Genomic DNA, 12,858 nt, shown 5'->3' on the forward strand with positions numbered 1-12,858 from the left:
CGTTTTTTAGGTTTGAACGTCTTTCGTTCACTTATAGTTTGCGCTCGCGATAGGGATTTTCATCAGGAAGCTTTTTACGTTTATGTAAAAGCGCATTGATTTCTCCGCCTAAAATCAGTAAGGTTCCGGTTAAATAAAACCAGATCATAAGAACGATAATTCCCCCGATGCTTCCGTATGTCGCGCTGTAGTTGGCAAAGGTGCCCACGTAAAATGAAAACAGCATGCTGACGATAATCCAGCCGGCGGCGGCAAAAACAGCGCCGGGAAGCACAAAACGGAAAGACAGCCTTTTATTCGGAGCGAAAATGTAAAGCGCAGTAAACACAATCAGAAGAATGAGCGGACTGATCACCCAGCGGACAACAGACCAAACATTTAAAAACAGATCGGGGGCGCCGATAAAATCAGCGGCCAGCATTCCGATTTCTCTGCCGAATACAGGCAGCAAAAGGGCGATTAAAATCGTGATCACCATCGCAATGGTTAAAAAAATTGAGGTTAGACGAATGATAATAAATGAGCGGTTTTCCTCGACTTCATATGCATGATTAAACGCCCTTACGATGGCGTTCATCCCGTTAGAGGCCGACCAGAGCACGGCGATAACCCCGAATGACAAAAGCCCGCCGCTGCGGTTGTTTAACGTTTGCTCCGTAATGGATTTCACCATCGACATCGCGCTGTCGGGCGCGTATTGATCGACTGCGCCGAGCACGTCTTCTGTTGATATGGGAAGATAGGCGGTGAGCGTCAGCATAAAAATCATTAACGGAAACAAAGACAGAAGAAAAAAATACGCCAGCTCCGCAGATTTACTTTGCCCTTCGTGAAGAGAAAACCTTGCTAACAGCTCCTTTATAAAGCTCATGACATCCCACCTCAATTAATGGTCTTTTTTGAAAAATGCTCCTTCGTTTCTTTCAATAGTTCAATGACTTTCGGCGTCGTTTGTTTCAGCTCGGTGATCTGCCTGTTCAAAAAATCCAGATCATTCGACAGTGTATTGGCGATTTTTTTCGCTTCAGCGATCTTTGCGGCCGCGTCCTCTCTCAATAAGGCCGAGTCACTTCGGTAAAGCTTCACCCGTTCTTTGCATACCTGCATGCTGCGGGCGCATGCTTCTCTTGTCGGCTTATGTAAAAGGGATAATGCTCCGCCGGCGGCAGCGCCGATCAGCATCGCTTTAGCCATCATACGTCTTTGTTTCATCTGTCCGATCCCCCTTATAATTGATGATCTTTTTTAATGGATTCAAGCAAATGGCTGCAGCCGGACTCGACCAAAGCGTACACTTCGCTGAAATTCCCGGTATAGTACGGATCAGGGACATCCGCAAGGTCCGCATCCGGTACGTAATCAAGCAGCCGGGCGATACGGGGGGCCGCTTTTTTATAACCGGCCATGCTGCGCAGATGCCCGATATTTTCAGCATCCATCGCAATCACATAATCAAAATCTGTCAAGTCAGAATCACGCACCTGCCTTGCTGTGATGCCGCTTGTACTGATCCCTTTTTGCTTGAGAATATCCCGTGTTCCTTCATGCGGCGGATTTCCCGTATGCCAAGCGCCGATTCCTGCTGAATCCATTTTAATCTGCCCTTCAAGCCCGTTTTTCTTCACCATATCAGAAAATACCGCCTCTGCCATAGGCGATCGGCAAATATTCCCTAAACAGACAAACAACACATGTATCATATCGATAACCTCCCTATTCTTTCCCCATATTTTGAGGATCAGAAACCTTACCATCATCTTAGCAACTTTTTCACCCTTTCGGAAATAAGCTTTTATTCTAAATGAATTCTGTTAGAATAAAGGATACGAATACGGTCATGAAAGGATGCATGAAATTGCCGAGCCAACAAACAGAAACATTAAACCAAATGATTGAAGATATTTCGCAAAAACTCAACATGCTCAATGTCGGCGTCATCAAAGCGGAAGACTTCAGCGATGAAAAAATCGAAGATCTGACATACCTTCATCAAATGGTAATGAAAAAAGAGTCATTCAGCCCGAGTGAAATGCAGGCCATTGCTCAAGAACTCGCCTCTCTTCGGAAATAGTGTTTTCATACAGACTTGCCGTCAGCGGCGGGTCTTTTTTATGCTAGCTGCTTAAAAAAGTAAAAAATAATGTTCATGCATTTGACATATAAAAAAAAGAAGGAGTATGATAACCCTGAAGTTGGTAGAACGATATACCCGCCTATTAATTTATATTCTCAGCAGGAAGTGTGTTTCCCGCTTGCCCCATATTCTGTTTTATCAATCCAGTTTACAAAAGAAAGGCTGGTTCAATTAAAGGGGATTGTTTCTCGTTTTTTCAATTTAAAAAGGTGATTTAATTGTTAATTAACTATATTAGGGGATGTCATCATGAAGAACAAATACACCAATATGGCAGCGGGGCTTTACATCAACTATTTCCCGCTGGGCATGATCCATATTATCATCGCTTCTAATATGGAGTCATTATCAAAACAGCTCCATACCTCAGCAGCCGGCATCAGCCACTTGGAATCTGAAAGCTGATTCCGCTCCTGTTCGCGGGAAAGCCCTCGGACATTCGGAAGACGTCCGTTTATCGTGTCAGGCGCGTTTATTTATCTTATTTTTCTTATCGGTATTCCGCTCTCAACCAACTATACGGCTGCCTTTATTTTTGCGATTTGCGCGGGGATCGCTAACTCCTTCTTAGATTCTGGAACATACCCGGCTCTTGTTGAAGGTTCCGCTTCCGAATCATAAACAGAAAGAAGATGGCGAAGCTGCCCCATCAGAAAATCAATTCAAGACACAGCCTTCTATTTGGCGCAAAGGTCTTGCCATTATCATTTTAGGTTTTTCATCCACCTCGCTGTTTATGCTTGTTCAAGTATGGCTTCCTAAGTTCGGGCAATCTGTTTTAGGCATGCCTGAAGTACAAGCTGTGAAATTATTAAGTTATTACAGCATCGGCTCACTTGTTTCTGTTATTTTGCTGGCCGTGTTATTAAACAGAGTCATTAAACCGATTACGGTGATGGTCTTGTATCCGGTGATTGCAGCCGTTGCGCTGCTTGCTCTCATTTCTATTCATCAGCCGGCCGCATCCGTCATCAGCTCGTTTGTCATCGGCCTTTCAACTGCGGGCATTCTGCAATTGGCGATGACGGTCATGGCCATTTTATTCCCTAAAAATAAAGGAACTATCACATCTTTTGTTAATATAGCATCAAGCTTATCTTTTATTGTCATTCCGCTTGTAACAGGAGCGATTTCAAAAGCAGCGGGTCTGACGCCTGTATTCCTGCTTGATATCGGGATCGTCAGCGTCCTTCTCGCTTTGTTTATCGGCATCGGCTTTAAACAAGTGATGAAAGCCTAACTATTTTTTAAGGGAGAGGATTTATCATGAATTCCATTACAATCAAAAACAAGGTCATCGGTGAAGGACTTCCGAAAATCATTGTGCCTTTGACGGCATCAGGAGAGAACGAACTTCTTCAAGAAATTGAAGACGTCCATACACTTCACCCTGACATTATTGAATGGCGGGTTGATGTGTACGAGCATGTTGACAGCTTAGACGCCGTTAAGGACATGATTCAGAAAGTGCGAAAAGCGGCGGGTGACACACCTCTGCTCTTCACTTTCAGAAGCCATAAAGAAGGCGGAAAGAAAGTCATTGAAGACAGCTTTTACGTTAAATTGGTGAAAACAGCGATAGAAACAAAGCAGATTGACCTCGTTGACGTTGAATTGTTCACGGGTGAAGCCGAAGTAAAATCGATTGTGGCAACGGCGGAAGCGAACGGCGTGTACGTCGTCATGTCGAATCATGATTTTCATAAAACACCGGAAAAGGAAGAAATCATCTCCCGCCTGCGCAAAATGCAGGAATACGGCGCGCACATTCCTAAAATTGCGGTAATGCCGCAATCTACGGAGGATGTCCTCGTATTATTGGACGCCACACATACGATGAAAACCAAATACGCAGACCGGCCGATCATCACGATGTCTATGGCCGGCACAGGCCTGATCAGCCGCCTTGCCGGCGAAGTCTTCGGCTCCGCGTGCACATTCGGCGCAGGCAAAGAAGCATCTGCGCCCGGACAGATTCCTGTTGATGAACTGCGCAGTGTATTAACGGTTTTAAACAAAAACATGTAATCAAAACCTGAAAACCGCATTGACTAACGGAGGAATACATCATGAAGAAAGACTTAGGACGGATTAACGGAAAAACACAACTCGTCGGATTGTTTGCCACACCGATCGGACACTCATTATCTCCGACGATGCACAACCTGGCATTTAAAAAATTAGGGCTGAACTACGCCTACCTCGCTTTTGAAGTCGGGAATGAACAGCTTCAAGATGTGGTAACAGGCATGCGTGCATTAAACGTAAGAGGCTTTAACGTATCAATGCCGAACAAAATGAAAATCCTTCCTTACCTTGATGAACTCGCCGATTCAGCGAAATTCACCGGGGCGGTTAATACCGTTGTCAATGAAAACGGCACATTGATCGGCCATTCAACAGACGGAATGGGATACGTCCGCAACTTAAAAGAGCACGGCATTGATATTACAGGCAAAAAAATGACGCTTGTCGGCTCCGGCGGCGCGGCTACTCCGATTGCGATCCAATCCGCATTGGAAGGTCTCGGTGAAATTTCCATCTTCGCCCGCAATGACGCCTTTTTCGAAAGAGCGAAAGAAAATGTCCGCATTATTAACGAGGATATGAAAGATTCTCATTGTAAAGCGAATATTTTCCCCCTCGAAGATAAAGAAGCGCTGCGTGCCGAAATCGCATCAAGCGACATTTTCGCAAACGGAACGGGCGTCGGCATGAAGCCGCTGAAAGGCTTGAGTGTCATTGAAGATACTTCGATGCTCCGCCCGGATCTGATTGTGACAGACGTTGTGTACAACCCCGTGAAGTCTAAATTGCTCGAACAAGCTGAAGAAGCAGGCTGCCAAACCATTAACGGCCTCGGCATGATGCTTTGGCAGGGCGCCATGGCGTTTGAATACTGGACAGGCCGGGAAATGCCGGTTCAATACATTAAAGAGCAAATGTTTGAATAAGAAATCATCCAGAAGCGCTGAGAGACACATCGTCTCCCGGCGTTTTTTCATTTTCGCCCTCTCCCCTTTCTTCTCAGACAAGAAAACGATTATAATGGTTGTAAGAATCCATACCAAGTGAGGAATGCGACGTATGAAACAACAAAAAAAACGGGTGACCCTGCAGCAAGTGGCTGAGCATGCAGGCGTGTCAACATCCACCGCCTCTCTGATCGTCCGCAATAATCCGAGAATTTCAGAAGCGACCCGAGAAAGAGTGCTCCAATCCATGCGGGATCTGGGTTATGTATATGATCGGGTCGCCGCGAATTTACGATCACAGACGTCGACGACTGTAGGACTGATCATTACTGACATTTCCAATACATTTTTCTCAGAGTTTCTGATCGGGGTTCAAAATACGCTAGAAGAAGTCGGATTAACGGTGCTATTAGGAACGACGTTCGATTCTGTCGCCAAGCAGGATCAGCTGATTTCAACCATGCTGGAACACCGTGTCGGCGGATTGATTTTGTGTCCTGTTTCAGGAGCAGCCGAGGAGACGCTTTTACGCCTTGAGCAGCTTGATATTCCGGTGGTGCTCGCCGTCAGGGAAATTGCCGATGCCGACTGTGATTTTGTCGGAGCTGATTATGAAGAAGGAACCTATAAAGCCGTTCATCACTTAATAGAAAAAGACCATAAGGACATTGCGTTTCTAGGCGGAGTGAAAAACTCCTCTACATGGACGAAACGAATGAAAGGCTTTGAAAAAGCGCTTCATGAAGCAAATCTTGAGGTAAGGAATGAATTTGTAATTGACAGCGCTCCGACCCGCGAGGAAGGATATGAAGCTGTGATGAAGCTGCTCCGTCAGCCGGCTCGCCCCTCCGCGATTTTCTGCTTCAGTGATTTGGTTGCGTTCGGCGTGATGCAAGGGGTAAGACAGGCCGGTCTCATACCGGGAGAGGATATTGATATTGTCGGATTTGATAACGTGCCGGAAGCTGAGATTTCCTATCCCCCTCTCACCACCGTTTCATCATTTCCTCGGCAGTCAGGCAAGGAAGCCGCTCAATTGCTGCATCATAAGCTCACCGATTCCCAGCACAAAAAACAGCGCATCATCCTGCCGCCTGAGCTGGTCGTCAGGGAATCCTCATCAAAAAAGCGGAACGCCTAAGGGGCGTCCCGCTTTTATTTTAAGCAAGCAATTTTAAAGATTCGCGATTAAACGCAGGAATGTCATCTGGCGTACGGCTTGTGACCAGCTGATTTTGGCAGACAACGACTTCTTCATCCACCACGTTCGCGCCGGCGTTTTCCATATCAATCCGAATGGACGTGAATCCCGTCGCTTTCCGCCCGTCCAATGTTTTCGCGTTGATTAGGAGCTGAGGGCCGTGGCAAATGGCGAATACCGGTTTTTTATCATCCATAAATGTTTTAGCAAATTGAACGAAGCGGTCATCCGCGCGAAGCATATCCGGCGAGAATCCGCCTGGGATCAGCAGTGCATCGAAGTCTTTCGGATTGACATCATCGATGGACGCGTCCACTTTCACTTCCGCTTCCCCTTGCTTGCCCTTTACTGTTTTTCCTTTTTCCTGTTCAATGACCGTTAATTCATGACCTGCATCTTGAAAAGCTTTTGCAGGCTCAGTATACTCGACATCCTCAAAATAGTCTGTTAACACAACTGCAATTTTTTTACCCATGGTTATACTACCTCCTGCTTGATGAAGTCTACATAAAACAATGTACCCCAGCCACACTAAAGTAAAACATACAAGACATCGCCCTCACCATCCGGTTTTACATAGGTCATTATCCTCATTTTTCATCTTTTCACAAGAATCATCATGAAATCTATATAAAGTTTCACAAAATATTCTTACAATGGAACTGCATAACAAAAAATTTGTTGAAAGGTGGAGAACAGGTGAGAATACAGAAAAGACGATGCAGCGTCTATATGACACTCCGTATTCTGCTGCCCCTAGTTATGATAATTAGTCTAATCCTCCCCACATCACCCATTAAAGCAGAAGAAAACAAATCCTCCCGTGTGAACCTTAGTATTTTAGCGACAACTGATGTTCATGCCAACATGATGGATTATGATTACTACAGCGACAAAGCAACAACTGAATTCGGGCTTGCCAGAACAGCTCAGCTGATTTCAAAACACAGGCAGGAAAACCCGAACACACTGCTTGTCGATAACGGAGATTTGATCCAGGGAAACCCTCTTGGAGAATACGCCGTAAAATATGAGAAAAACGATATTATCACAGGCGCGAAGACCCATCCGATTATTGAAGTGATGAACCAATTGCACTATGACGCGGGAACACTCGGCAATCATGAATTTAATTACGGGCTCGACTTTTTGGACGGCACAATCAAAGGCGCTGACTATCCGATCGTCAACGCCAATATTAAAACAATGAGCGGCAAGAACCGCTTTACGCCGTATGTGATTCAAGACAAAGCGGTGACGGATGAAAACGGAGTAAAGCAGCAGATTAAAGTGGGCTATATCGGCTTTGTCCCGCCTCAGATTATGACGTGGGATAAAAAAAATCTCGAGGGCAGCATTCAGGTGCAGGACATTGTCGAATCCGCCAAAGAAACCATTCCGAAAATGAAGGCTGAAGGCGCCGATGTCATCATCGCCCTTGCGCACAGCGGAATTGAAAAAAAGGCGCAATCCGCCGGAGCGGAAAATGCCGTTTTTGATCTGGCTACAAAAGTAAACGGAATAGATGCGATTGTATCCGGCCACCAGCACGGGCTTTTCCCTGATGCGGAATACAAAGGCGTTGATAAATTCAACGTGGATAAAGGAACGATTAACGGCATCCCTGTTGTCATGCCAAGCAGCTGGGGCAAATATGCGGGCGTCATCGACCTCCAGCTCGAAAAAACAGACGGCGAGTGGCACGTGTCTGATTCGAAAGGCAGTATCGAGCCGATCGCCGGCAATGTGACTTCAGAAAACGAAACCGTCGTCAATACGGTAAAAAAAGCGCATGAAGGCACACTGAAATACATCAGAGAACCCGTCGGCCAAACAAAAGCCGGTATCAACAGTTTCTTCGCCCAAGTCAAAGACGATCCGTCCATTCAAATCGTGACGGACGCGCAAAAATGGTATGCCGAAAACAAGATGAAGGATACGGAATATAAAAATCTGCCCATCCTCTCGGCAGGCGCTCCGTTTAAGGCGGGCGGCCGAAACGGCTCCAGCTACTACACCAATATTGCAGCCGGCAATCTTGCCATTAAAAACATTGGTGATTTATACCTGTATGACAATACGGTTCAGATCGTCAAACTGAACGGAAGCGAAGTCAAAGACTGGCTTGAAATGTCCGCTGGGCAATTTAATCAGATTGACGCCGCAAAAGGCGGCAGCCAAGCGCTTCTGAATGACGATTACCGCTCTTATAATTTTGATGTCATTGACGGCGTCACCTATCAGGTCGATGTCACCAAACCGGCCAAGTACAACGAAAACGGGACGGTAATCCATCCTGACTCAAGCAGAATCGTCAATCTTTCTTATAAAGGAAAACCCGTCAGCGCGAATCAGGAATTTCTGATCGTCACAAACAATTACCGCGCTTCAGGAGGCGGCGGCTTCCCTCACTTGAGCAATGATAAAATCGTTTACTCATCAGCCGATGAAAACAGACAAGTATTAATGGATTATATTATCCAGCAGAAAACGATTAATCCGAAGGCCGATAATAATTGGTCCATCCTGCCGGTCAAAGGGACAAACCTGACATTTGAATCCTCCCTGTCTGCGAAACCTTTTGCCGACAGGGCAGACGACGTCGCTTATATCGGCGAATCAAAAAACGCGGGCTACGGACAATACAAGCTGCAATTTAAAGATGAGGAGCCCGGCACAGATCCGCCGAAAGATGAGACGTGGAAGCTCACCGTCATGCATACAAATGACACGCACGCCCACCTGGATAACGCGGCGAGGCGGATGACGAGAATCAAGGAGATCAGAAGCGAAACCGACCGCAGCATTTTGCTCGATGCGGGAGATGTATTCTCCGGTGATCTCTATTTTACAAAATGGCAAGGGCTGGCCGACTTGAAGATGATGAATAAAATGGGCTATGACGCGATGACTTTCGGGAACCATGAGTTCGATAAAGGCCCGGCTGCTCTCGCCAGCTTTCTCAGCGGCAACGGCAGCGCCGTTGATCCGGCCGGCAAATACAATTTTCAAGCGCCGGATTTCCCGATCGTCAGCGCAAACGTTGATGTCTCCAAAGAGGCAAAGCTGAGTCCGTTTATTAAAAAGCCGGACACCTTTACAGCGGGGAAAAAGAAAAAAGCAGGCATCCATCCGTACATTTTGCTTGATGTCAACGGCGAAAAAGTCGCCGTATTCGGCTTAACGACAGAAGACGCATCCACCACATCAAGCCCCGGGAAAAGCATTGTGTTTAATGACGCCTTTGAATCAGCGCAGAAAACGGTAAAAGAAATTCAAGACAAAGAACATGCAAATAAAATTATCGCCTTGACCCATATCGGCCATCAGCGCGATCTCGATCTGGCCAAAAAAGTAAAGGGCATTGACTTAATCGTCGGCGGCCATACGCACACCTTGGTTGACAAAATGGAGGTTGTGAAAAACGAAGAGCCGACCATTGTGGCCCAAGCGAAGGAATATGGCGAATATTTAGGGCGGGTTGATGTCGCCTTCGATCAAAACGGCGTCGTACAACCGGGACAATCCTCCCTTCAAGCGCTGCCGATTGACGAACAGACAAAAGAAGATCCGGACATAAAAAAAGAGCTCGATACGTTTAAAAACGAGCTCGTATCGGTCAAAAATGAAAAAGTCGGCTATACAAAAGTGGCGCTGGACGGCCAGCGCGAGCATGTCCGCTCAAAAGAAACAAACCTCGGCAATTTTATCGCTGACGGCATGCTGCAAAAAGCGAAGGAAGCCGCGGGCGCTCAATTCGCCATCACAAACGGAGGCGGTATCCGAGCAGGGATTGACAAAGGAGACATCACGCTCGGAGAAGTTTTGAATGTGATGCCGTTCGGCAATACGCTTTACGTTTCGGATTTAACCGGAAAACAAATAAAAAAAGCACTGGAACAAGGATTAAGCGGCATTGAAGCTGAAGGCGGCGCCTTCCCTCAGGTTTCCGGATTGACATACACGTTCACGCTGAATCATAAGCCGGGAAACCGCGTTCTTAACGTTGCAGCCGTGCAAGATGACGGCAGCACACAGCGTATTTCCGATGACAAAACCTACAGGGTCGCCACAAATAACTTTGTCGGCGCGGGCGGAGACGGCTATTCCGTTTTTAACGAGGCTTCTCATAAAGAAGATCTGGGCTTTGTCGACTATGAAATTTTCACGGAGCAGCTTGAAAAATTGGGGAAACAGGTCGAACCGAAAGTAGACGGCCGCATTCAGGAAGTCTATCTTCCGACAAAACAAAAAGACGGAACGTGGACGCTTGAAAATGATGACGCGTTTTCCGTCTATGCGAAAAACGCCAACACACCAATTGTTTATTATGATAAAACTGACGGTGCAAAAAAACCGATTGACCTGAAAGTGACTAAAAAGCAGATCGGCCTGTTAAAGGACAGAGAATCCGATCCTTCTCTCACGATATTTCATGACAAGTTCAGCATGAAAATGCCGATGGCCAATGTGAGCGCGGCCGACACCCGATTCGGTGTGACGCCAAAAGGAAAAATGAACGCTGCTCTGTCAAATGTGTACGATTTTAATATGAAGCAAAACAACAAAGAAGTGAAGACATTCAAAGCGCCGGTCAAGCTCACCCTGCGCATTGACAATACGAAAAAAGCAAACCACCCCGGCATTTATCATGTAGACCGGAAAAAGAAAATCTATACGAAAACAGACAACGGCTCGGTCTCACATGATGTCGCCACTGGCTATACCAATCACTTCAGCGAATACACGGTGTTAAATGCGAATGCAAAGAGCATTCCGCCGACAAGCGGAGATAACGGCTCCGGAAAGCAGCCTTCTTCCGGCACCAAACCCGGCGGACATTTGCCGGGCGGCTTATTGCCTGACACCGCTACAACCATGTATTCCATCCTCCTTGCCGGATTTATCATCAGCGCACTCGGTACAGCGCTGTATCTGTATCAGAGAAGAAAAGGAAAAAAGGCAAGCCAGGCATAAAAAAAAAGCCGCTCAGATCGAGCGGCTTTTCTATTTTCACACCCACTTCACAACATCTTCAACGGCAGATCTTGTTTTCGGACGCGGTTCTCTGACCCGGTAGCCGAATGCAGCCATAACGGAGATGTCGAAGCTTCCGTTTTCCAAGAGGCCTTCTTCCTCCAGGATACGGTGAATTTCTTTGTAGTTGAACCCTTCAACCGGGCAGGAGTCGATGCCGATTTGCGCAGCGGCCGTCATCATATTGCCGAGAGCAATATACGTTTGTTTTGATGCCCAGTCAAACATCGCTCTGTCGGATGCAAGCAGATTGAAATCATTTTTCTGGAATTCTTCAGTTTTGCTTAAATAGCCTTCATACATGTCATCCGGCATTTTTTTGACTTGTTTCAAATGATTTTTGACATAGTCGGAGTCAAAGCGAATATCCTTAGCCGTCCGAGCAAGCAGCACAACAAAGTGGCTGGCGGTCGGAAGCTGCTTTTGAGCGCCCCATGTAAATTCACGAAGTTTTTCACGAAGCTCGGGATTCTGGACAACGACAAATTTCCAAGGCTCCAGTCCGAGTGAACTCGGAGACAATCTTCCCGTTTCTAAAATGAATTCAAAATCGCTTTCTGAAATTTTTTTCTCCGGGTCAAATTCCTTTGTGGCGTGTCTGAACTGATACGCTTCAAGGATTTGCTGTTTTTTTTCTGACATACGGTATCTCTCCTTTAGCTGATGTTATGTTCTATTGTAGCCATTATTTTTGAAAGTACCAGTACGCACATTTGTGTTGGATAGTATCCATTTTGATACTTAATAAAAAAACGGGCTGCCGGAGCAGTCCGTTTTTATTTTTCTCTGCGCGCAAAATCGACAAACCGAAATTTATCGAGCCTGTGCCGGCTTTCTGTATATTGAAAGAGGCTGGTGTCTTCCAAAAAGACCCGGTTTTTCACAACCGCCATGTGGCTGTATCCGCCAAGGTCCAAATACTCGCGGTCTTCCTCCGTTGCCGGCTCTACGACAATTTCCTTTTGCGCATAGCTGATGGAAAGACCAAGCTCCCCTTCAAGATATTCGTAAATCGAATCTTCACAAATAGCCTTCGTCAAGAGCGGCACATGCTTTTTGACAAAGTAATCCTTGTCCAAGATGATATGTTCCCCGTCAATGCGCCTCGATCTGACGACTTCCCACACCTCTTCATTCATCTCCTGCTGAAGCTCCTTCGCGACAGAAACCGCAGGCAGTATCAGCCCGAGACGGTGAACCGTTGTTTTCGTCTTTTTGCCGAGCGTCTCCGCCAGCTCCTTAAAACTGATAAGACCGGAGACAGGAAACTGCATTTTTTCTCTGTTTAAAATGACAGAGCCTTTTCCTTTGATTTTCTGGATGTAGCCGTTTTGCGCCAGCATATTGAGCGCTTTGCGGACGGTTTCTCTTGATGTGCTGTATTGATCGCACAATTCATTTTCAGACGGAAGAATGTCTTCAGCCTTCCGCTGTTCGCTTTCGATTTGCTGCACAATGTCTTTATAGATTGTGATATATTTATTCACTTTCATTTATGACCACCCAGATTA

The 12,858-nt window shown here is 46.3% G+C and carries 11 protein-coding genes and 1 pseudogene; 6 read left to right on the forward strand and 6 right to left on the reverse strand.

What is annotated here, in order from left to right; all coding sequences use genetic code 11:
- Positions 1 to 31: 31 nt before the first annotated feature.
- From J7E26_RS00495 to J7E26_RS00505, 3 genes are read right to left on the reverse strand one after another with little or no spacing between them, the layout of a single operon-like run.
- Positions 32 to 871 (reverse strand): YihY family inner membrane protein, encoded by an 840-nt coding sequence (locus tag J7E26_RS00495; protein WP_214800410.1) that lies wholly within the window; start codon positions 869 to 871, stop codon positions 32 to 34.
- A gap of 11 nt (positions 872 to 882) precedes the next feature.
- Positions 883 to 1,212, reverse strand: coding sequence for a hypothetical protein (locus tag J7E26_RS00500; RefSeq protein ID WP_214800411.1), 330 nt, complete (start codon positions 1,210 to 1,212; stop codon positions 883 to 885).
- Between the two features lie 14 nt (positions 1,213 to 1,226).
- Positions 1,227 to 1,700 (reverse strand): low molecular weight protein-tyrosine-phosphatase, encoded by a 474-nt coding sequence (locus J7E26_RS00505; RefSeq protein ID WP_214800412.1) that lies wholly within the window; start codon positions 1,698 to 1,700, stop codon positions 1,227 to 1,229.
- 155 nt (positions 1,701 to 1,855) lie between these two features.
- On the opposite strand from J7E26_RS00505, the gene J7E26_RS00510 reads away from it, so the two are divergent.
- The 5 genes and pseudogenes from J7E26_RS00510 to J7E26_RS00530 all read left to right on the forward strand — a co-directional run bounded on the left by J7E26_RS00510 (position 1,856) and on the right by J7E26_RS00530 (position 6,250).
- Positions 1,856 to 2,071: a DUF1128 domain-containing protein gene (locus J7E26_RS00510; protein WP_214800413.1), complete on the forward strand. Its 216-nt coding sequence runs from the start codon at positions 1,856 to 1,858 to the stop codon at positions 2,069 to 2,071.
- 312 nt (positions 2,072 to 2,383) lie between these two features.
- Positions 2,384 to 3,374: pseudogene (locus tag J7E26_RS00515) on the forward strand (MFS transporter).
- A 26-nt stretch (positions 3,375 to 3,400) separates the two neighbouring features.
- Positions 3,401 to 4,162: a type I 3-dehydroquinate dehydratase gene (gene aroD, locus J7E26_RS00520; protein WP_214800414.1), complete on the forward strand. Its 762-nt coding sequence runs from the start codon at positions 3,401 to 3,403 to the stop codon at positions 4,160 to 4,162.
- A 41-nt stretch (positions 4,163 to 4,203) separates the two neighbouring features.
- On the forward strand, positions 4,204 to 5,088 hold the full coding sequence (locus J7E26_RS00525) for a shikimate dehydrogenase (protein WP_214800415.1): 885 nt from the start codon (positions 4,204 to 4,206) through the stop codon (positions 5,086 to 5,088).
- 133 nt (positions 5,089 to 5,221) lie between these two features.
- A complete protein-coding gene (locus J7E26_RS00530; protein WP_214800416.1) occupies positions 5,222 to 6,250 on the forward strand; it encodes a LacI family DNA-binding transcriptional regulator in 1,029 nt (342 codons plus the stop codon).
- Between the two features lie 19 nt (positions 6,251 to 6,269).
- On the opposite strand, the gene J7E26_RS00535 is transcribed toward J7E26_RS00530, so the two are convergent.
- Positions 6,270 to 6,785, reverse strand: a complete 516-nt coding sequence (locus J7E26_RS00535; protein ID WP_214800417.1) for a type 1 glutamine amidotransferase domain-containing protein — start codon at positions 6,783 to 6,785, stop codon at positions 6,270 to 6,272.
- Between the two features lie 224 nt (positions 6,786 to 7,009).
- On the opposite strand from J7E26_RS00535, the gene J7E26_RS00540 reads away from it, so the two are divergent.
- Positions 7,010 to 11,287: a multifunctional 2',3'-cyclic-nucleotide 2'-phosphodiesterase/3'-nucleotidase/5'-nucleotidase gene (locus tag J7E26_RS00540; protein ID WP_214812870.1), complete on the forward strand. Its 4,278-nt coding sequence runs from the start codon at positions 7,010 to 7,012 to the stop codon at positions 11,285 to 11,287.
- A 36-nt stretch (positions 11,288 to 11,323) separates the two neighbouring features.
- Here J7E26_RS00540 and J7E26_RS00545 read toward each other — a convergent pair whose 3' ends face one another.
- Complete coding sequence (locus J7E26_RS00545) at positions 11,324 to 11,989, reverse strand: NAD(P)H-dependent oxidoreductase (protein ID WP_214800419.1); 666 nt, start codon at positions 11,987 to 11,989, stop codon at positions 11,324 to 11,326.
- 134 nt (positions 11,990 to 12,123) lie between these two features.
- Positions 12,124 to 12,840, reverse strand: coding sequence for a trehalose operon repressor (gene treR / locus J7E26_RS00550; RefSeq protein WP_214800420.1), 717 nt, complete (start codon positions 12,838 to 12,840; stop codon positions 12,124 to 12,126).
- Positions 12,841 to 12,858: the final 18 nt, after the last annotated feature.

This window comes from Bacillus sp. ISL-51, from assembly GCF_018613535.1.
Lineage (GTDB): Bacteria > Bacillota > Bacilli > Bacillales > Bacillaceae > Bacillus.